Consider the following 21483-nt stretch of genomic DNA (forward strand, 5'->3'; position numbering starts at 1 on the left):
CATGAAGCTGTTAGTTAAGTCAGGATATTGATGGAGCGGGGATCGTAAATTCATTCTGGTCTTCATAAAGTTTTGTTATCTTAACTAACCTCCAAAATTCCTGGATTAACTTTTGAGTCATCTAGGTAAAATAATTGTTTGTTATAGACATAAAATATTCTAAATGGACAAAGAAATCAATAAGAGCGCCATCGCATTGGGAAGCAATTTAGGTAATTCACTGGAGATTTTGGAAAGTGCGATCGCTTCTTTAGTCGAAATACCGGGAATTAGGTTGAATCGAAAATCCAGTTGGTATCGTACCAAAGCTATTGGTCCCCCGCAACCTGACTATATAAATGGCTGTGTCATTTTGGAGGTAGAGATGACACCGGAGTTGTTGTTAGCAACTTTATTAAAAATAGAAACCGATTTTGGCAGAGTTAGACAAGAACGCTGGGGGGCAAGAACCCTAGATTTGGATATCCTATTGTATGCAGATAGAATTATAGATTTACCAACGCTACAGATACCCCATCCGCGCATGTGCGATCGCGCTTTTGTTTTGGTACCATTAAATGAAATTGCACCAGACTGGATTGTACCAGTTTCCGGATTTGCAATTAAAGACGTGATTAAAGCAGTAGATTGTTCTGATGTATCCCTTTTAATGGGAAACTAAATAATACCAACAACAATGCAGAGTAGCCATCGAAGAAACATGTTTTTGGTGCTAACCTGTTTGTTTTACGACTCAAATAACCCAAATATGCCATTAGGTAGAGAATTACCACAGTTATTAAAGCAACGCCTATTCTATAAGGGGCGTAAGTTCGATTTTGAAGTTAATCGTTTGCGTTTACCCAACCGTGTGGAAGGTGATTGGGAATGTATTCGTCACCCCGGTGGTGCTTTGGTTATACCCGTAACTAATGAGGGTAAATTAGTACTTGTACGCCAGTATCGCTTTGCAGTCGGTGGGAGAGTTTTGGAGTTCCCGGCTGGTACTATTGAACCAATGGAGGAACCTTTGGAAACTGTGAAGCGGGAAATTCAGGAGGAAACTGGGTTTAGTGCCAATAAATGGCAAAAGTTAGGGGAGTTTATTCTGGCACCTGGTTATTCTGATGAGATTATCTATGCTTTTCTCGCACAGGATTTGACGAAGTTGGAAATGCCTCCGCAACAAGATGATGATGAGGATATTGAGGTGCTTTGTTGGACTCCCCAGGAGTTGGAAAAGGCTATTTTGGAGGGACAACCTGTGGATGCTAAGTCTATTTCGAGTTTTTTCTTGGCACGTCCATTTTTAGGGTTGTAGGATTTTTAGGGTGTGGGGTTTTTGCCTGCACCCTTTAAATAAAATATTTTTTAACGCAGAGTTCGCAGAGGGAAGCGCAGAGAAACGCAGAGAAAGACGGAGGAATACAGAGAAAGACAGAGGGTGATTATGGATTGCTGGTTTTCGATTTTATTCCCATTCTTGAATTCCACTATTGCTGCTGCGAAATATTGAGTTGAGTTGTTCTTTTCTAGTCTCGAAGTTGGCGGCAATTGAGATTAAGGCTATCCCTAGGAGTAAACCAACTACCCATTTTAAGAAGGGGTAACGTAAACTGAATATTATTAGTTGATAAATGCTGGTGCCAAGGAAGGTTACGGTGCCAATGTACAAAAATGCCCGCACTCTCAATGCTAATCCGGCAAAGATACCGATTAAACTAAATATTCCTGGTATCCATGCTGAGTCTTGATGCAGGATTAGGGCATATCCACAGATTAAACTAGTTCCTAGTATTCTTAAAAGATGACGGTTTTCTTTCATCTGCGGTTGCTGAAGTGAGGGATCTATTTGAGCTATATATAATATTGATAAGCTGACGGTTGTGATGTACCATAAGCCATCTGTTAAGTTGAAGTCTCTGAAGCTGTTCCACAATGCCCAGTTAATTAGGGCAATGCTAATATAGGTGAAACGTATTTGCTGGTTTGCTTTGGCTATGAATAGATAAAAACCTGCAACTAATATTAAGGTGATGGAGTTAACTTCTAACCAGGTAGTATATAAAATCAACAAGGGAATGACGTATGCAGCGTTTCTCCAAGGTGTTTTTGACCATCCAAATCTCTGCCATGGTAAAATGTAGAGAATAAAGGCTCCAATACAAGCAATCGCTGCATTCCAAGGTAGTAACTGTTGAGTAAATATTCTACCAATTGCTATATCTTTGAGTAGGTAACTTACTACTCCTGCTTCCATTAATCCTAGGTAAACCCAAGTTTCGTCTGCAATATTTTTTTCTGAATGTCGTGCTTGAAATATGGCATAACGTGCTAAAAATAAACCTGTTCCTAATCCCACAAACCGATTAATTCCAATTGGTGCGAAGATTCCTGATACAAGTAAGAAACTACTCAATATCCAGTGACAATGTGCGATAATTTCAACTTCTGCGGTGGAAAGACGCAGGTAGGAAGTTAACCAGGGAGATAGCAAACGGTAAGCATACATGATAAATGCACCCAATGCTGACATGGCAATGAGTCCATCTCCATAAGCACCCCCACTGCTTTGTAACATGTGGTAGATTAAAGTTTCGTAGGCAGAAACAGAAATACCGACGATTCCGAGGAAAAGTATGGGTTTTAGTTCCCTACCTCTGCGTCCAACGGTAATCATTATTAATGCTACACCTAAGCTGAGTACTCCTGTGTAGTTGGTGAAGATATCCAGCCGCAAGATGACGCTGAAGATGCCGTAAATTAGCGGTAAAACATGGAAACTTTTGGGAAGTCTCTGTAAGCGGTGTTTGCGAAGCCAAAATTCCCCAACTACTTGTGTGGCTATGGCGAGAATGATATTAGCGATCGCTATTTTAACTCCAGACCTGCCACTAAAGGCTAAGGCTTCGGCAACTAATAATTCTAAGCTTAACCCTATGGCATAAAATCCCCGATTGGTGGGATATTTCCAGGTGCGAAACACAATTGCTGCGAGGGTGATAACTATGGCGAGTAAATATAAAGTCTCGGCTTTGGCAATACCTTGGTAAACTAAGACTGAGTGAATTGTCAATAAAAATAGCTCACCGATGCAGAGTGCAACTGCCCATTTGTTTAAAGCCTCAATATATATAGAGTTTTCTTCTCTATCGCTTTCCCTAGATACCAAAAATTGCCGAGTTAACCACAAACCCAAAACCATCATCGCCCCAATTACATGCCAAGCTGAAATTGAGAGGTTAAGAAACTCCCAGCAGCAAGCAGCAATGAAAGTCAAAATAAAACCAACGGTGATGACGGCAAATTCCAACTCATCCACATAGTTAGTATTTACCAACATCAAAGCAGCAGCAGTACCCAACCCAATTAAACGCACTTTATCTAAGGGAAAGGTGAGAAATTGCAAAACTCCCAAGGAAATAAAACTGCTAACGTAATTCAGTCTTCTTTTATTTGCTTCACCACGACTGGCAATCACTGTTAAAGTAATGGGTGTCACCAACCAAGCTAAATTCCAATTATCTTGGATGGGATAAGTAGATATATAACTAGATATATTACTTGGTGCGAGGGAAGCACCTTGTGTTTGATATCCCCACAACAAATAAAAACTGATAGTAGCTAATCCAAAACCAATATACCAAGCACTTTGTCGCCAAAATCCTTCCCCCACAGAGTACAACCATTCCCCCACCATCAAAGTTAAGAGGATGATTCCCCAATATTCCACCTGTAAAGTGGGAAAAACCCAGTTGATAAAAGAAAGTAGTGTGATAACTGCGGTGGTATGAAGAAAGAAAATAAACGACTGTGAAACCTGAAAATTCCGACCTTTATAGACAGTCGCCAACGTAAAACATGATAAAAATAGATTAAGCGATCGCGTTGCCGGATTAACTATACTAATTGTGGCAAGAAGTATCCCAAATCCTAAGTTAGTTTTTTCGCTAAATTTTGCTAATTTGCTTTCCCCTTGGTGGTGTAGTGTTTCTCCCAGCAAAACCATCACCAGTAAGAAGGGAAATAAACCCAAACTTAAAAACACCCAATTTTGATTTTGGGAATAAGTCACTTGATTTAAAAATTGTAGGATTTGTCCCTGAATTGGTAATGGTACTAATCGCCAAATTAACCAATTAGCTTGTAATCCAACAACAAAAATACCCAAATAATCAATAACTAAACTATATAACTGTAAGCGACGCAAACCAAACCACAATCCCAAACCACTCACAGCTAAAGCTTGCGCTGGTTGCGTTGTGATAGTCACCAACCAACCTAATAATAATAAAAACCCACCAATTAATTCCCAAGGAGGAGAAAAATCTGAGTTCACACCCTCCTCTGTTAACTTCTCCTGCTTCATTGCCAACCAAGCAATCAACCAACCACAAATTCCAATCGCTAACCCTAACTTACTAACATCAACACCAACAACAAATATTCCCCGCGACAATAATAAGACTAATGCGTAGATAATTATTGATATCGGTAAATTAATTCCTAATCTGGGATTTTGACGACGACTACCGAGAACACTTTGGGAAACACTCAAAAAACTCGTCCCCACCATCGCCACATATATACTAATTAAAGGGAAACTTCCTAAACTCCAACCCCAATGAAGAAATGATAATCCCAGAATATTTGCAAGACGCAAATTTTTTTTTTCTGAATTAGCTGCAAATACCAGACTTCCAGAAATCAAAATAGTGACACCCGTCAAAATCACCGCAGCAAAAGCAATCACCACCCAATTTAAAGGATTTTGCCACAACCTAAACCCATCCATTGCCCAAAAATTTACAGGTACCAACAACAGAGTTACAGTTAGTAAAGCTTGCGTTGTTAACTCCAAATTTTGTTGTTTAACAGTCCAAAAACTAATTCCCCAAAAACTCAAAGTATAACCAAACAAAATCCCATACTGTCCCGCAACCGGGAATCTTTCCCATTGAGTTGCAGCAAGTACCCCTGAAGATACCACCACCAAAAACATTCCCAGAAATAGCAACCAACGCACACTCAATTCAGCCACCAAAGATTGCAGCATTCCCGCAACCACCGGAACTTTTTTGGAAACTGGAGGTATTTCTTCTACCTCTGGTACTTCTGCCGAGAAAAACGGGATTGTGAGTTCCCCAAAAGGATCAGATTCAACTTCTTCCTGAATTGGCAGCTTACAAGTCAGACTTCCCTCACATATTTTCCTAACTTGAGAATCTGATATCAAACCCAGAGATAAAAGTTTATCCAACCCTGTCAGTAATTCTGGATGTATTGCAGGTAATAGTACACTAATTTTACGTTGCTGCTCGAAATCCGATGACATAATCGCAACCTGAAAACAAGATAATCAAATCATGCTCGCCATTACAGTATCTGAAAGTGCCAGATGTGACACTTCTTAGAGATGTTTTGTAACACCTAATTCAGCAACACGGATTTTGAGGCATAATCAAAATACTAGCCAAAAACTTATCATGATTTCCCAAACCTTAGAGCAACCTATCCCACTTCCAGAACAGCGATTTTTGTTACCTGGCTATTATTCATGGTCAGAATTTGAGACAATTGATGCTGTTGTTGGTGATTGCCGTAGTCTACGGATTACTTACTTGGATGGGTGCATCGAACTTATGACAGTTGGTGAAAAGCATGAAATGCTCAAAAAGGTACTGGCAATTCTGCTAGAAACCTATTTATTTGCAACAGGCATAAATTTTACACCTATAGGGAGTGGTACCCGTCGTTCAAAGGAAAAAGACGTTTCATTTGAACCAGATGAATCCTATTATATTGGCGAAAAGAAAGAGCATCCTGATTTAGCCATTGAAGTTAATATTACCAGCGGCAGCATCGATAAACTCCAGAAGTATCAGCGTTTGCAGATTACTGAAGTTTGGTTTTGGGAAGATTGCACCTTAGCTTTGTATCGACTCCGTGATGAAGGCTATGTCAAAGTCGATTCTAGTGAATTGTTGCCAGATTTGAATATAAGTCTCTTGATAGATTGTATTTTAAAACCATCAGTCATTGAAGCCAGACAAGAGTTTCTTAAAGGTATTTAACAACGAGATTGCCAGATTTCTGATCTCAATTAATTTTAACCGTCATCAACACCATCCCCATTAGCCAATATTCCCTACAATAACTGTGAACAAGAGGTAAAAGGTGTTTCAAACACTTTTAGTTATCGTCATCGGTTTTTTACCATCCTTATTCTCACTGTGGATGATTCGCAAAGCACAGAGGAAAACACGTATGCGTATTCGTCAAGCTGCTAATAACTTTTCCCGAATGCGAAGACTTGGATACTTGCAAGCATCAACAAACGATACTGCCGATTCACCGGATAGATTTTACCTTGATGGTGTTGGCTACATGATTGGTGATATTAGTTGTCAGTATAATGCTCGTTCTGGTTATATTCGCTGTGCAATTAATCCTAGTGGTCCCTGTGACAGTTGTCACTTCTATGAAGAACGTAATATTACTTATAGCTAAAGGCACAGTTAGTTATGTATAACTAAACTTTAGGTGTTTGTATGACAATCTATTGGAAGTAAGAGTTTTACTAAAGTGATGAAGAATAATTTTAAAAGCACTCCAAGGTGAACTATACAAACTGCCCAAAGCAGAAACAATCAAAAATCTCAGTTATTGTGTTCTTATATGTTTTGAAGTTGAGTAGACCTAATTAGATCATTGTCTAAATTAATTTCATTTTTCTATAATCTGAAAAACTCCAATCAATAGATAATATTATATGTTTGCTACTATTAAAACTGTAGTCTAAACATAATCATAGGAATAGTTGATTTCATGAAATACTACAAATGGTTTTGGAGTGTTGGATTAGGAGGCAAGTTTGATGATTGGGGAACTAGTACTTATTTTTTAGAAATAGGCACCAATACCTATACAAATAGACAAATTGAAGTTTATGAAAATGGAAATGTTCTATTTTATGATCGCAATCATAGTTGGGATGAATATGGAAGATTAAGTGATAAACCCAATCACGAAAATATGGATGAATTTGAAATTACTCAGGATGAGTTTGAAACAGTTTGGCATACGATGGTGCCAATTAATTTTCAGAGAGATATTTGAATATATGAACTCTTAATGAGTGATGAATAGAGAATACTGGAAGGAAAATTCTTTACCTGTAAAACTTTCAATCAAATCCAAATAGTTGTTTTATTTACAAGCTTTCAATTTGTAATTTCGACTCATAATTTTAATTTATATTTAAACATTTTTAAATTCCTATAAAAATTATACTACATCACATCTCCGATTATTTGCTTCTAGATTTTGTTTTTTTTACTAAACAGTGAGAGTTTTTTTAATCGATGGGAATAATATATATACAGTCCTCAGGAGTTAGCTTCAGAGGCTAAGTACTGGTTCTATGCTACAAAATATTACATGGGCAATGATTTAAAATAACAATTTTGGCACGGCTAATATTGGTTTAAGATCGTATTTATGTACTATCACGCAGGCTAAATTTAGCTGAATCTGAACATAAGTAATAAAACCAGTAGAATTACTAGGCATTTCATCAGTTACAGGGAGCATTGGATGTGAAACATAAACGGGATGATAATATAGAAAGTAATAGTTTCTTAAAATCAACGAGTACCTACTTAAAAGTTAAAATACCTATCTCAAATAATTATTATTTTGCAGATAATTTTTCAAACAATAATAAACATGCATTATTGGCAAGAAGTTTACTAAAAAAAGGAATAGAACAGCAAGAAGTCAGTCAGTTAATATTAGCAGTGATGAACTTACAAGAATCACTAACTTTGTTTCATGCTGATGGTGATTTACAAGGACAAGCTTTGGCGCTATGTTATCTAGCATTAGTAGCTAATAATTCAGATGATTATAAAAGTGTAATTTCTTATTCTCAACAATGTTTGTCTTTAGTGGAAATGACTTCAGATTTGAGACTGAAATTACAAATCCTCATAAATCTTGCTGATTCATATCATTATTTAGGTGATTTAGATCAGGCAATTATTTTTTTCAAACAAAGCTTAAAAATTGTTAAACAACAACAAAATAAATTTAATCAAATAGCAATTTTAAATAATCTTGGACTATTGTATAAAGCTTCTGGAAAGTTGAGACGAGCAATTGTCTTAAAAAGGGAGAGTTTAGCAATTGTTAGAGAAATTAAAGATCACTGTTTAGAAGTAAAAATTCTCAAAAATCTGGCAGATACTTGGTACGATTTTGGTGACTACCAAAAAGCGATCACACATTACGAAGAGTGGATGAAAATCTCAGATACATTAAACCACCCTCATCATGTCGTTGAGGTGATTATTCACTTAGGTCAAGCTAATCATAGTTTAGGAAATCATGGGAAAGCAATTAAGTATTATGAGAAGTGCTTAGAATTGGCACGGATGTTGAATGATTCTCGGATAGAAGAGCAAATTATTTTAAGCTTAAAGGCTGCTTTTACTGCTTTAGGTGATCATAGACAAGCAATGATGTATGAAGAAATGATGGGGGAAATTGCTTTCTAAAGTTATCAGTGAATGATCCTAATGGAGATTTTGCTGTTTCAGGCAAGAGATGACTTCAGAAGTTTCAATTTGGGGAAATTCTAAATAGAAGTCACTAACACTGAGAAAAACTTTAGGGGTTCCTAAGACTATGATTCGACATTGGGGTAGGGAATGATTAGCACGAAGCTTGTCCGATGTGGCTTGTTCAAGGTTAGTTGTAAGTCCTTCCCATTGCTGCTGTAACCATTGTACTGTCTCAATGGGGGCAACTGGAGTACATATCCAAATCTGAGATGGAGATAGTTCTCTCAATGCATTCACTGCAACCGCTATTGTCATCCCGGTGGCAATTCCATCATCAACTAGGATTAAAATTGCCCCTTTTGGCTGTACTGGGGGACAAAAAGGCAGTAACTCATTTGCTAGTTCTTGAGTTTGTGCGATCGCTAGTAAGCGTTGGGCTTCATTTTCCGTAGTTGCTGACTCTAAATTTAGTTTATTACTGCAAGCTTCCTGTTTTGAGTTTACAGTATTTTTGTCACCTCCACGCCACCACCAGCGTAAATTGTGCCGAGAATGTAGCTGCTTCGACTCCATCCACAACACATGTCCCGTTGATGTCACAGCACCGATAGCTAACTCCGGGTTTTTCGGGTGTCCGATCTTTTTAGCGATCGCCACAGTCAACGGACAACCAAGTAAACTAGCAATAGGTACCGCTACTTCTAACCCTCCCCGTGGTAAAGCATAAACAATTATCGGTGGTTGAGATTCACAACGAATAAATTCTTGAGTCAGGATTGCTTGAATCTTTTCAGCTAGTTTTTCACCAGCTTCCCTTCGATTTGCAAAAAATGGAGCATAATTCATAACTCCCCCTCAACATTAGGTTAGAGGTTATTACTTCGATCATGACCGATTTTGAGCTAATTAAACTGATAAAATCAATAAGTTAATAAATATCATCATTAACCAACTCCCTAGAGACGTTGCGGTGGAACGTCTTTCTTGATATCCATATATTCTGTAAATTCAAATACCAGATGCTTCCATCAACCATTCCATATCATGAACAATAGCGATCAACTTAGCCTCTTTACTACCGAAGAATCCAACATTAAATCGGATTCAAAATCACTTATTCCCACCGATGTCAAAATTCCAATTCCCCCTAAAACCTATACAGACATTAGCGAAATCGCAACACATTGTAACCAATGTTATCGTTGTGGATTGGGTGCAACCCGCACAAAAGCAGTAGTTGGACGCGGTAATCCCAAAGCCACAATTATGATTATTGGTGAAGCACCCGGTCAAAATGAAGACGAAACCGGATTACCATTTGTAGGACGTGCAGGAAAACTGTTAGAAAAAATCTTAGAATCAGTGCGACTTGATAGCGAAAAAGATGTATATATCGGCAATATTATCAAATGTCGTCCACCAAATAATCGAGTTCCCAGTTCCAAGGAAATCGCTGCATGTAAACCTTATATTTTTGAACAAATTCGCCTCGTCGATCCTAAAATCATCTTGTTGACAGGTGCAACCGCCGTCAAAGGTCTAATTGGCGACCAAGGAGCCATGAGTACTATTCGCGGTAAGTGGATAGAATGGGAAGGACGCTTATGTATGCCAATCTTCCACCCGTCTTATTTATTACGTAATCCTAGTCGTGAAGTTGATAAACCAAAATGGTTGATGTGGCAGGATATTCAAGTAGTGCGCGCCAAATTTGATGAAATTCAAAGTCAAGGATAGCAACCGTAGGGTGCGTTAGACGTGTTAGCATACATCATTTTAACGACAATCTAAATACGTCGTAACGCACCATTATGTCTCAAATAATCAAATCCTTGAGTAGCAGTAACACACGGGTACATCCCAGTTTTTATTTCGCGGCTAAAGAATAACTTTGTCATTGCGTAGTTTACGAACCGAAGTTTGGAGGAACGACGTTGCTTGCATCCCGCAGGGTAATATCGCATCTCTGGATAATTATGTGTTGCAAACATTCTTTTAATTGGTATTAGCATTTAATGTTTGTAGCGTGGTTTGAAATATTCTTACTGACTTACAATGAGTAACCCATTATTAATAATTTCAATTAGCTTCAACTCTATATTTTTATTAACCGCAATTATTTTAATTATTCAAAAAGGAGGCTTGAGGTATTTATCCAATAGGCTATTTAATATCATCAATCATCAAAAAAACGCTATTGATTCCAATAATCCCCCCTACTACATTCATAAACAGAGTCAATACAAAATCTTACCTTGTAAACCTACTGACATTATATTTCTAGGTGATAGTATCACTGATGAAGGTGAATGGGCAGAATTATTTGAAAATCCTCACATCAAGAATCGAGGTATCTCTGGTGACACAACTGAACGGATTTTAAGACGTTTAGATTCAATATTGGCAGGACAACCAAAACAAATTTTTTTAATGGTAGGTATCAATGATTTAATCATGGCGAATAAATCCGTTGCAGCTACCGTGATAGATTATCGCCAGATTCTGGAGAGATTTCATAATTACATACCGGACACCAAAGTTTATATTCAAAGTGTTTTACCAGTAAATAATCATGTATATCTTTACTGGCAGCAAAACCAACTTATAACTGATTTAAATATGCAGTTAAAGGACTTAGCTAAAGATTTTTCCTATAATTATATTGATATTTTTAGTCACCTTGTGGATTCACAGCAACAATTAGATGTAAAATATACCTCTGATGGGTTGCACCTAAACGGTGACGCATACCAAGTTTGGCAGAATGTGATCAACTTGCAATTTATATAAACTTTTTAAATTAATCAAAAGTTTTATCCAAATCCGACTTTATTTTGTAATACTTAATTTCTATTGCTCTTTGATTTTTGATAAAACACTGCTTTATGTCCGATTTACCAGCTTTGAATACTGAAACTATTTGGGCAATCATTAACGATCAGGTTGATGATCATACCGTTAATCAGCTAGTTTGGCATTATCTAGGCTATCGAACTACTGCAACCAGTGAATGGGATCTAACTCAGGTAGTACCAGAATGGCGCGATGAATATCCAGAACCACCCAATTTTTTAGAAAGTCGTCCCGCAACGATGAAGTTAACTCGTTCTATACCTCAACAAAATAAACAGTTGCTCAAAGAAAAACTGGGATTTAAAGGTTATAAAATTGGTGAATTTGGACCAAGACAAACTCGTAGGGCAACCGCTGCAAATTGGTTATTAAATTACATGCAACTCAGTGGTAATTTGCCTGATTAATATTTGTCTGGTGCCACTAATTTCATGGATGAAAATGTTCTGATATAGTCCATACACTTGGGAGACGTAAAATTTTACTTCTCCCTCTACATTTAACTCAGTTTGGTGGGTTTAATTCCCCGGCTTCTATCAACCAGCAAGTGTTATGGCGGGGTCTGAATCCCTTTTACAAAACATACTGATTACCGATTACTCATTACTGATTTTTTAATACCTTTCCACCCCTTTAATTTCTTCAAACTTTTTCCCATCCACGTTCATGTTCCTAGCAGCTTCTCCACAGGTACGGGGTGTAGGGAAAATCTTGGTGGGGTTTGCCAAACCTTTAGGATTGAAAACTTCTCGCACCCATAGCATAGTTTCTAAATCGGCTTCACTAAACATATCCGCCATATAACAGCGTTTTTCGGCACCAATACCATGTTCACCAGAAATACTACCACCAACCCGTACACACAACTTGAGAATTTCCCCACCCACTTCTTCAACTTTTTCTAGTTCCCCAGGGATGGAGTTGTTGTATAGAATCAGCGGATGTAAATTACCATCACCTGCATGGAAAACATTGGCAATTTTGTAGCCAGATTCTTGACTTAATTTTTCTATTTCTTTAAGAACATAAGGTAATTGGGTTCTAGGTATTACACCATCTTGAACATAGTAATCTGGACTCATGTGTCCAGCTGCGGCAAAAGCCGCTTTTCTACCTTTCCACAATTTTAAACGGGTTTCGACATCACTCGCTGATGTCACAGCACGCGCACCATTTTGCTGACAAATTTCAATTACTCGCTTCTTGTTTGCGGCAACTTCTACTTCCAACCCATCGATTTCTACTAGCAAAATTGCTGTGGCATCACGGGGATAACAATTGGTTTTCACCACATCTTCCACTGCGTTGATGCTGAGGTTATCCATCATTTCCATTCCTCCAGGAATAATCCCCGCACTGATGATGTCGGAAACTGTTGCCCCTGCGGCTTCAACGCTGGTAAAGTCTGCTAACAATACACAAATAGATTCAGCGCTTTTGATAATTCGCAAAGTAATTTCTGTGGCAATTCCCAAAGTACCTTCTGAACCGACAAAAATCCCTGTTAAATCGTAACCTGGCATTTCAGGGATTTCTCCACCTAAATCAATGATGTCTCCTTCTGCTGTGACGACTTTTAAACCCAAAACGTGGTTTGTGGTGACACCATATTTTAAGCAATGTACTCCACCCGAATTTTCGGCTACGTTGCCGCCAATAGAACAAATAATTTGGCTGGAAGGATCGGGAGCGTAGTAAAATCCGGCACCACTAACTGTTTGTGTGACCCAACTATTAATTACTCCCGGCTGCACTAATACACGTTGATTGTCGTAATCTATGTCTAGTATTTGCCGCATCATTGAAGTGACTATAAGCACACAATCATCTACGGGTAAAGCACCGCCTGATAAACCAGTACCCGAACCCCGCGCAATAAAAGGAACATCATACTTGTTACAAATTTTTACCGCTGCTGCAACTTGTTCGGTGGTGCGAGGAAGTACAGCTAAACAGGGACGGTGGCGATAACTGCTTAAACCATCGCATTCGTAGGTAATTAGTTCTTCTCGGCGCTGGATAACGTTTTTAGTCCCAAGTGCGGCTTCCATCTCTTTGATGATGGGTTTCCAGTTGCGCTGTTGTGGTTTTTCTAGGGTAAGCATGGGTTGGGGAGGCAGGAGTTGGGGGAGTGAGGGAGTGGGAGAAAGACTTATTGTCAGTCTTATTTGATATTGATTATTTTGTTATTGTGTTTCAAAATGACTATTGGCTAATAGCTAGCAGCTAACCACTCCTTCTATTATCTATGCTTGGCGACAAATTCCAAACACTGAAGTGTAAGCGTGTAAAAATGTGCTTCCTCCCACTGGTCCAATTTCCCCACCGCAGAAAAATCCACTGAGGGGGATATTTTGGAAATATTCTTGGAAAAGACTGGAGTCGAAGTTGGGTTTCCCGTAAAGTCCGGTACCACGTCCAATACAAGAGAACATCAATGCAGCGACTGCACCTTGCTGGGGATTGTGTTCATTTTGATAGCGTTGTAGGAGTAATTCGAGGTCTTCTGCGGAGGTCTGGGCATCCCGGACGTGGAATTGAAGTCTTTGTCCAGGACGAATGCGATCGCCGATTGCGATCGCGCCTGCTGTAGGATCAACTCCTAGGATGCTACGAATTAAAAAGTCGCCTGGTTGTAGTTCCTGTTTAAATTCATCCATCGCTACACCCACAAATAACCAGTTTTGTGCTAGGGTCTTCTCAGTTTCGCTCAAACTTGCCACTAAATCACGTAAAACACCCAAAGGAATTTGCTGATCTAGCTCAAAAATCACATTGCGATCGCTTTTGGTAACTTGAAGCGGTTTCCCAATCGGACGACATCCTTGTGCAACAATTGTCTCTAAAATAATATTGCCACTTAAAGCTACTCCCAACACGCCATCACGATATAGGCGATCGTTACAAAATAAGGCAATCTTGCTATCAAAGCCGCTCCCACTAGCTTGTCCACCAAGTGTTACAGATTTGGGATAGGCAAAGTCAAGACCTTGTAACAAATTGTTGGCACCTGATGAGAATGAAGCGGAAAACAGCAGAAAGTGTGGTGTTGGAGATGCTGGAACTCCAATTAAATCAATCCAAGCATCGGGAGAACTATCTAAATCTGGTAATTCATCATCGGTGAGGTGAAATGTCTCTAAATAAACCCCCGGTAAATGTGCCAAAGTTAAACTGAGGGCTGGTGTGGATTCTAATTCCTCGGCTTTGCCGAAATTATTTGTACCTATAATTCCACCACCACTACAACCAATTAATACTGGAACCGACAATTTTTCGGCGAGTAATGGCAGCAAGCGTGAATACTCACTGGCAAATGCAGACGAAATAAACACCAGCCCTAAATCTGCACTCTTTTTAAGGGAAGAAGTAGCAGACTCCACAACCTCGTTGACGGCTGCTTCTAGAGATGGACGGGTTGATATGGCATGAGCCCACTGCATTTGGTCTGTCATCAGTTATACACTCGTGATTTGAGGAAAATAGTAGTAGTCCTGGTAGTTTGCAATTTTTTTTTAGTTAGTATCTATGGGACTCATATTTGATTTATGAAACACACTTAGGGTGTGTTATCACGAAGTGTAACGCACCGTCTTCCGGATTTTGGTGCGTTAGCCTAAAGCCATAACACACCCTACACATACTTAAATTTTTTGGATAATCAAATCCGATTCCTATAATATATCTACGAAATCAGAGGAAGTCTCCACGAAGAAAGGCTAGTTATCTCTAACATCCTACTTCGCTATTTCCCCAACAGATTAAGGAGATAACTTACGCTAATATTTGATATTAAAATATTATATAGTTTTGTTCTAGTTTATTGAGCGCCGGACTCAATTATAAAGAAATCACAACAAACAGGCTTTTTGGCACGAATCTACTACATATAATTAAGCATAGAGAAATAATACCTACGAACCCAAAAATATTCGGTAGAATGATAAGCATGTAGAGTAAAACGCCATTATCTTTTGACTCTCTGCCAGTATTCACAAAAAAGATAGAAATACAGCAATGACTAACAACATTCAAGACCAGATTCAGGAAGAAGTACAACAAGCCCGTACTGTCTGCGACGTTAGTGGAACCAATTCTGCCGAATGCGCCGCAGCTTGGGATGCAGTCGAAGAACTACAAGCTGAAGCTTCTCATCAACGTCAAGCAAAACAAAAAAATTCCCTAGAACGCTATTGTGACGATAACCCAGAAGCGGATGAGTGCAAAATTTACGAAGACTAAAGAATTAACTTCAAAGTTCGCTTTTTCCAGCTTACTCCGCTGGTGAGGTACTGGGATGTCATTCCTGCTGTGCTAAACCCTAAGCAATGACGATAAAAACTAAATTAGTCTTAGATCCCAGACCAGACATGTAACATGTATATTTAGCCCCGGACTTCTAGTCTGAGGGCTTTTTGCTAAATAATCTCATATCATGATGTGTAATCCATCACTTGAGATTGTTATTTCACCATTATCTAATCTGAAAAAATATGGAAAATGAAGTTTGGTTTCGCCCATTAGTCTGGATAGACTATCGATTGGCAGTATTATTTACGGTGCTTTTGCCACTGGCTTTATTTATTTGGTCTTTTGTCAAGCAAGTTGAAGTGGTACAACGCTTGTTAAGTATTTACTGGCGAGTTGCCAGTTTACTCGCCATCACTAACTATTTAATGATTGCCCAATATCCAGTTAGTTTTATTACTAGTTTGATGGGGTTAATTTTGATCCCAATTTCATTGTGGTTTTGGGTGGATTTGAATGACGAAATTGAATATCAGCCAGATAGCCGACTGAAACTAGCTTTCACATCATGGCGTTGGGCAGCGACATTCTATTGTATTGTGAATGCGATCGCGTCTTTGCCTTTCTTAGGTTGTGCTTTTTCTGAAACTTCCCTCAAATCTTCCTACTGTGGAGTTTGGTTTGAACCACCATTACTGTTCAAAAGTTATTTACACAACAATACCAAACCAGCTTTTCTCGGCGGATTGGCAATTATCGGTTTAATTATTTACGTCCTTTGCCTTTGTTACTTCGTCATTGTGAAACTTGGTAAACAAGGACGTTCCGCGATTCAGTAATCAGGAAACAGGTAAAATTAAGGCAGATTTGAAACTTGACGTATAAGTGTAATTACTAAGTACTTCAGAACTATGGGCGATTCAATTTGCAAGCGACTGGAACAATACACAATTAAAAAACAGCAGGAAGTCTTAATAGTCAATGTAGAAATTGAGGGTGAGGAAGATCAAATCGCCATATTCAAGGGTTTTTCTAGTTCTTTGATGCGTCCAACTAATTTTGATCCAGATGTCCCCATATTTTCAGATGATGCTGTAATTATCAGTATTGATCGGGTTGCAAGCCCCTATAACCCAGATGCAGTAAAGTATTTACAACAGGGCTTGTCTTGGGAGAGTATGCGATCGCTATTGTCAGAAATGGGCTTGTAAGCATGTAACTTTTTTTCTCCTTGAAAATCTGATGACAGTTAAATTGCTTACGAAGTGCAAATATATGTTAACTTATTATGAATAATCATAAATAAGCAAAATAAATCTATTCTTTCACTAGCCACTCTAGGGTAAATTTTTCTTCTTAACGCCATTCTTCAACAAAGCGAGTCCACACATACACCAAGGTTGCCTTTGTTGATGGTTACTTACTTTTCTATTAACGACATTACAGGAAGTCTCGCCCCACAAGGGTGAGGTCTCTCTAAACCCAATCTAGCGAAGAATGGCGCTGTCTAAGATTGGAAAGCAACGGTTCAACGTTATTTAGCGTTACATTCACACTCTCTCCATCATGAACACAGCGGTGACTCTACTTACACAGGAAGCGCCTCAAAACTCAGAGTCCGTGGGGCGACTCAAAACTCAAATTATTGTCATTCTCGATTTCGGTTCACAGTATTCGGAACTAATTGCCCGCCGAATTCGTGAAACTCAAGTCTACTCGGAAGTCCTTTCCTATCGCACCACTGCTGAACAACTTCGTCAACTGAATCCCAAAGGAATTATCCTTTCCGGTGGTCCTAGCTCAGTGTATGACGAACGGGCACCTCAATGCGATCCCAAGATTTGGGAGTTAGGAATCCCAGTTTTGGGAGTGTGTTATGGAATGCAATTGATGGTACAGCAATTAGGAGGAGTGGTATCACAGGCTAAACGCGGTGAGTACGGCAAAGCCTCATTACACATCGATGATTCTACAGACTTACTGATGAATGTCGAAAATGGAACAACAATGTGGATGAGTCACGGTGATTCAGTGACAGAAATGCCCGCAGGTTTCGAGTTACTGGCACATACAGAAAATACACCCTGTGCTGCCATTGCCAATCACCAAAACAAACACTATGGTGTGCAATTCCATCCCGAAGTAGTTCATTCTTTGGGGGGTTTTGAATTAATTCGTAGCTTTGTTTATGACATTTGCCATTGTGAACCAACTTGGACAACCGAAGCTTTTGTTGAAGACGCAATCCGTGATATCCGCGCGAAAGTTGGAGACAAACGGGTTCTACTGGCATTATCTGGGGGAGTAGATTCTTCCACCTTGGCATTTTTGCTATACAAAGCAATTGGAGAACAGCTAACTTGCGTATTCATCGATCAAGGGTTTATGCGGAAGTTGGAACCAGAAAGACTGGTGAAGCTATTCTGTGAACAATTCCATATCCCAGTTGAATATGTTAACGCACGCGATCGCTTTATTGGTGCATTAGCCGGAATTAGTGATCCAGAAGAGAAACGTCGCATCATTGGACATGAATTCATCCGTGAATTTGAAGACGCATCCCGACGACTTGGACCATTTGATTATTTGGCACAGGGAACCCTATATCCAGATGTCATCGAATCGGCTGATACCAACGTCGATCCCAAAAGTGGAGAGCGAGTAGCAGTTAAAATTAAGAGTCATCATAACGTTGGTGGTTTACCCAAAGACCTACGTTTCAAACTCGTTGAACCGTTACGCAAACTATTCAAAGACGAAGTTCGTAAAGTCGGTCGTTCCATCGGCTTACCAGAGGAAATTGTCCAACGTCATCCCTTCCCCGGACCAGGTTTAGCAATTAGGATTCTTGGTGAAGTAGATGCTCAGAAGTTAGATATTTTACGAGATGCCGACTTAATTGTCCGGCAGGAAATCAACCAAAAAGGCTTATATCACGACTACTGGCAAGCTTTCGCTGTCTTACTTCCAATTCGTAGCGTTGGTGTCATGGGAGACCAACGAACCTACGCTTATCCCATAGTCCTGCGAATTGTCACCAGCGAAGATGGAATGACAGCAGACTGGGCAAGGGTTCCCTATGATGTGTTGGAAACAATTTCTAACAGAATTGTCAACGAAGTCAAAGGGGTCAACCGCGTTGTTTATGACATTACCTCCAAGCCACCTGGAACCATCGAGTGGGAATAGAAGTTAGTCGCTAGAATTGCCAGCCTACACTATTGATTATGAATAGTGTAGGCTCCTATTTAAAGAAATATACCAAATAGCTGACAAACAGCCCTAAGATTGTTTTTCTAATTCAGCTTTCATTCGAGACAAAGTTAAATTCATTTGATCGAACATCTGCTGGGGAGTAATATTAAACTGACCCAGATGAGTCTTCATCTGCTCCATAGTCATTTGTGCCATAAAATCTTCCGATAGCTCAAATCGCTTCATAAAAATGCGATAACGATCCATCATTGCTTCCATCTGCTCAATAAACAGCACTTTGCCCTCTCGGTCAAATTTGCCGTAACTATTGCCCAGCTTAATTAGGGCTTGATAACTGTCAAACAATTGCTTTGCTTCTTGCTGAATAATATCAGAGTCAAAAAATCCCATATTAATCTCACTCGGCGCTGGTCAAGGTAGTCAGTCGCCTGAATATTTTTGCTTCTTATCTTATTTTAGTTTAGGGGAGCTATCTAGGGAAGAAGTGGGGGAGGAAGTACGGTTTTTTACCGCGATTTCAACACTTGACCATTTAAAGCTAAATATCTAAAAAAGATGAATTCCCCAGAAGGCTGAATTAATTTGTTAGCTTTGTTAATATTACTGTCTGAAGGTTAAAACTTCACATAACTCTAAATTTATTTCACATTATGTTTAATAATCAGCACAAGAGTCGAAGTGTTGCTGCTGTGTTAGCATTTGCTGGTACGGTTACAATTTCCGGGTTACATAAATTTTACCTAGGGCAACCTTTTTGGGGAGTCTTATATGTATTACTTTCCTGGACACCGATTCCCAAGGTAGCGAGTGCAATTGAAGGGGTTTGGTTTTTGGCACAGGATGAAGATGCTTTTAATCGTAATTTTAATTTGGGCAAGTCGGTGTTAAAAGCTTCTCAGGTTGCAGGTAAAGAAGTAAGTGCAGTTGCCGATGCAATGCGAGAGTTAGATTTACTACGTCAGGATGGGTTAATTTCTGAGTATGAGTTTGAACAAAAGCGCCGTCAGTTACTAGATCAGATATGAATCAAGATTGGCTTTCACTGCGACTTAATCCTCGTTTACAGCGACTGCGTGCCAAAATTAGTACAGACCCCTATTATCGTTTTCAGTCCGCAGAGGAAATAGCGATCGCACTCTCCCTAGGAATCCGCATTGATGTTAATCAAGCCACAGTAGATGATTGGTTGCGTTTACCAGGATTATCAATTCATCAAGCCCGATTGCTATCACAGCTTGCCCAATCTGGTGTTAAATTTTATTGTATTGAAGATGTTGCCGCAGCTTTGGGTGTAACAGCAGCAAGATTAGAACCACTTAAGCAAATATTGAATTTTAGTTATTACGATGAAGAAATATTGGAAATTTCTCCACAGCTAATTAATCCCAATACTGCCACTGTTGAAATGTTGGGCAATATTCCCTTTATTAGTATTCATTTAGCAGAAACAATTATCAAAAACCGTCTAGAAGATGGTAAATATAAGAATATTATTGATTTTCAAAGTAGATTAAATTTATCTGGAGAAACTTTAGCCCAGTTAATGCATTATTTGAAATTTTAACGGGTAGCTTTTTCAAGAAGTTGATTTAAAAATCTTGATCTGACGTTATTTAAAACTTCTCATCAAGCGGAGAAAACTGGTTTCTTCAGTTAAACCTCATCCATTATGAAAAGTAGAGTTTTGTGATTGGGATGTAAGGTAGACGCAAAGCGGCTTCACTCCTGCGGAGAAGCAAGCTACGCAGAGTATCATAAGCCCCTAGGGCTGGCTACGCCTACTCACAATCTGGAGTCATAAACTATGGTTCTCAAAATAGACGAAGTTTAGAATACGAAATATTTTTGTACTGATTCGACAGAATACAGGTTTCAGTCGTTAGTCGCTACCCACCTTGATAATTCTAAATTTTACCAATACGATTAAAGGGAAAAAACCTAAATACTGCTCTACCAATAATATTTTCAGTTGGTAAAAATCCCCAATAACGGGAGTCGTTGCTGTCGTTGCGATTATCTCCCATCACAAAAAACTGATTTTCGGGGACTTGAGTTTGATTGTATAGCTGCTCAGGTCTGGGAATGATGTAGTTATCTTTAATGTAGTTTTCCTGTAATTCTTTACCATTAAGATAAACTTTGTTATTTTCTATATTAATCTTGTCACCGGGCTGACCAATAATCCGTTTAATGAAGGCTTGATCTTTGGGATATCCCCGTTTCTGGAGTTCTGGAGGGGGATTAAAGACAACGATATCACCAAAATGGGGTGAATGAAGTCGATATGAGACCTTCTCAACTACCAACCTGTCACCCACCTCTAGGGTTGGTACCATCGATTCTGAAGGTATGTAACGGGGTTCAGCAATTAATGTCCGAATTAAGAATGCCAGTATCAGCGCAACTGCTACTAAGCTGAGATTTTCACGTAGGCTATGCCAAATTTTTGATGAGGGTGAAGTTTCTTTGACATTTTCATTCTGAGGTGTCATAAAAGCTAAATAATTTACTGAGAAATTTTGATGATTATTTTCAGGCTTTCGCAGCACCTGTGAATAATAAAAACATGATATTATTTTTCGCCAACAAAAACGGTAAAGGCTTTGATACCTTTACCGTATTC

Annotated in this window: 22 protein-coding genes; 15 read left to right on the forward strand and 7 right to left on the reverse strand. The window is 39.0% G+C overall.

The features are described 5' to 3' along the window. The first annotated feature begins 163 nt into the window (after positions 1-163). Together folK and CAL6303_RS25770 are read left to right on the forward strand one after the other, a co-directional pair. A complete protein-coding gene (gene folK / locus CAL6303_RS25765; RefSeq protein WP_015200775.1) occupies positions 164-661 on the forward strand; it encodes a 2-amino-4-hydroxy-6-hydroxymethyldihydropteridine diphosphokinase in 498 nt (165 codons plus the stop codon). An 87-nt stretch (positions 662-748) separates the two neighbouring features. Then, positions 749-1300, forward strand: a complete 552-nt coding sequence (locus tag CAL6303_RS25770; RefSeq protein WP_041739983.1) for an NUDIX hydrolase — start codon at positions 749-751, stop codon at positions 1298-1300. 150 nt (positions 1301-1450) lie between these two features. Here the strand turns inward: CAL6303_RS25770 and CAL6303_RS25775 are convergent, their stop codons facing one another. After that, complete coding sequence (locus CAL6303_RS25775; RefSeq protein WP_015200777.1) at positions 1451-5314, reverse strand: hypothetical protein; 3864 nt, start codon at positions 5312-5314, stop codon at positions 1451-1453. Between the two features lie 151 nt (positions 5315-5465). Between CAL6303_RS25775 and CAL6303_RS25780 the strand changes: the two genes are divergently transcribed. The 4 genes from CAL6303_RS25780 (at position 5466) to CAL6303_RS25795 (ending at position 8537) form a co-directional block, all read left to right on the forward strand. After that, complete coding sequence (locus tag CAL6303_RS25780; RefSeq protein WP_015200778.1) at positions 5466-6053, forward strand: Uma2 family endonuclease; 588 nt, start codon at positions 5466-5468, stop codon at positions 6051-6053. A 103-nt stretch (positions 6054-6156) separates the two neighbouring features. Further along, positions 6157-6489: a DUF6464 family protein gene (locus tag CAL6303_RS25785; protein ID WP_015200779.1), complete on the forward strand. Its 333-nt coding sequence runs from the start codon at positions 6157-6159 to the stop codon at positions 6487-6489. Between the two features lie 318 nt (positions 6490-6807). Beyond that, positions 6808-7098 (forward strand): hypothetical protein, encoded by a 291-nt coding sequence (locus CAL6303_RS25790; protein ID WP_015200780.1) that lies wholly within the window; start codon positions 6808-6810, stop codon positions 7096-7098. Between the two features lie 479 nt (positions 7099-7577). Beyond that, positions 7578-8537 carry a tetratricopeptide repeat protein gene (locus tag CAL6303_RS25795; RefSeq protein WP_015200782.1) on the forward strand — a complete coding sequence of 320 codons (960 nt, stop codon included), beginning with the start codon at positions 7578-7580 and terminating at the stop codon, positions 8535-8537. A gap of 18 nt (positions 8538-8555) precedes the next feature. Here the strand turns inward: CAL6303_RS25795 and CAL6303_RS25800 are convergent, their stop codons facing one another. Then, positions 8556-9389 carry a phosphoribosyltransferase gene (locus CAL6303_RS25800; RefSeq protein ID WP_015200783.1) on the reverse strand — a complete coding sequence of 278 codons (834 nt, stop codon included), beginning with the start codon at positions 9387-9389 and terminating at the stop codon, positions 8556-8558. Between the two features lie 198 nt (positions 9390-9587). Here CAL6303_RS25800 and CAL6303_RS25805 point away from each other — a divergent pair, with 198 nt between their 5' ends. Then, complete coding sequence (locus CAL6303_RS25805) at positions 9588-10280, forward strand: uracil-DNA glycosylase (protein WP_015200784.1); 693 nt, start codon at positions 9588-9590, stop codon at positions 10278-10280. Positions 10281-10330: 50 nt separating this feature from the next. On the opposite strand, the gene CAL6303_RS30530 is transcribed toward CAL6303_RS25805, so the two are convergent. Next, complete coding sequence (locus CAL6303_RS30530; RefSeq protein ID WP_158333187.1) at positions 10331-10534, reverse strand: hypothetical protein; 204 nt, start codon at positions 10532-10534, stop codon at positions 10331-10333. Positions 10535-10598: 64 nt separating this feature from the next. Between CAL6303_RS30530 and CAL6303_RS25810 the strand changes: the two genes are divergently transcribed. Together CAL6303_RS25810 and CAL6303_RS25815 are read left to right on the forward strand one after the other, a co-directional pair. After that, positions 10599-11333, forward strand: a complete 735-nt coding sequence (locus CAL6303_RS25810) for a GDSL-type esterase/lipase family protein (protein ID WP_015200785.1) — start codon at positions 10599-10601, stop codon at positions 11331-11333. 95 nt (positions 11334-11428) lie between these two features. Further along, positions 11429-11803 (forward strand): DUF1823 family protein, encoded by a 375-nt coding sequence (locus CAL6303_RS25815; protein ID WP_015200786.1) that lies wholly within the window; start codon positions 11429-11431, stop codon positions 11801-11803. Between the two features lie 207 nt (positions 11804-12010). Here CAL6303_RS25815 and glcD read toward each other — a convergent pair whose 3' ends face one another. Both glcD and CAL6303_RS25825 read right to left on the reverse strand, forming a co-directional pair. Beyond that, a complete protein-coding gene (gene glcD / locus CAL6303_RS25820) occupies positions 12011-13501 on the reverse strand; it encodes a glycolate oxidase subunit GlcD (protein ID WP_015200787.1) in 1491 nt (496 codons plus the stop codon). A 141-nt stretch (positions 13502-13642) separates the two neighbouring features. After that, positions 13643-14851: an FIST N-terminal domain-containing protein gene (locus CAL6303_RS25825; RefSeq protein WP_015200788.1), complete on the reverse strand. Its 1209-nt coding sequence runs from the start codon at positions 14849-14851 to the stop codon at positions 13643-13645. Between the two features lie 562 nt (positions 14852-15413). Between CAL6303_RS25825 and CAL6303_RS25830 the strand changes: the two genes are divergently transcribed. From CAL6303_RS25830 to guaA, 4 genes are all read left to right on the forward strand, one after another. Continuing rightward, entirely contained in the window at positions 15414-15638 is a 225-nt protein-coding gene (locus tag CAL6303_RS25830) for a Calvin cycle protein CP12 (protein WP_015200789.1), read from the forward strand. 251 nt (positions 15639-15889) lie between these two features. Then, complete coding sequence (locus CAL6303_RS25835) at positions 15890-16483, forward strand: DUF3177 family protein (RefSeq protein ID WP_015200790.1); 594 nt, start codon at positions 15890-15892, stop codon at positions 16481-16483. Between the two features lie 72 nt (positions 16484-16555). Continuing rightward, positions 16556-16855: a hypothetical protein gene (locus CAL6303_RS25840; protein WP_015200791.1), complete on the forward strand. Its 300-nt coding sequence runs from the start codon at positions 16556-16558 to the stop codon at positions 16853-16855. Positions 16856-17210: 355 nt separating this feature from the next. Then, positions 17211-18833, forward strand: a complete 1623-nt coding sequence (gene guaA / locus CAL6303_RS25845) for a glutamine-hydrolyzing GMP synthase (RefSeq protein WP_015200792.1) — start codon at positions 17211-17213, stop codon at positions 18831-18833. Positions 18834-18926: 93 nt separating this feature from the next. Here guaA and CAL6303_RS25850 read toward each other — a convergent pair whose 3' ends face one another. Then, complete coding sequence (locus CAL6303_RS25850; protein WP_015200793.1) at positions 18927-19250, reverse strand: DUF1825 family protein; 324 nt, start codon at positions 19248-19250, stop codon at positions 18927-18929. A 260-nt stretch (positions 19251-19510) separates the two neighbouring features. Between CAL6303_RS25850 and CAL6303_RS25855 the strand changes: the two genes are divergently transcribed. Together CAL6303_RS25855 and CAL6303_RS25860 are read left to right on the forward strand one after the other, a co-directional pair. Continuing rightward, positions 19511-19885, forward strand: coding sequence for an NINE protein (locus tag CAL6303_RS25855; protein WP_015200794.1), 375 nt, complete (start codon positions 19511-19513; stop codon positions 19883-19885). Beyond that, on the forward strand, positions 19882-20424 hold the full coding sequence (locus CAL6303_RS25860) for a helix-hairpin-helix domain-containing protein (protein WP_015200795.1): 543 nt from the start codon (positions 19882-19884) through the stop codon (positions 20422-20424). The genes CAL6303_RS25855 and CAL6303_RS25860 overlap by 4 nt, the downstream gene beginning before the upstream one ends. Before the next feature lie 340 nt (positions 20425-20764). Here CAL6303_RS25860 and lepB read toward each other — a convergent pair whose 3' ends face one another. Then, positions 20765-21352 (reverse strand): signal peptidase I, encoded by a 588-nt coding sequence (gene lepB, locus CAL6303_RS25865; protein ID WP_015200796.1) that lies wholly within the window; start codon positions 21350-21352, stop codon positions 20765-20767. Positions 21353-21483: the final 131 nt, after the last annotated feature.

The organism is Calothrix sp. PCC 6303, assembly GCF_000317435.1.
GTDB lineage: Bacteria > Cyanobacteriota > Cyanobacteriia > Cyanobacteriales > Nostocaceae > PCC-6303.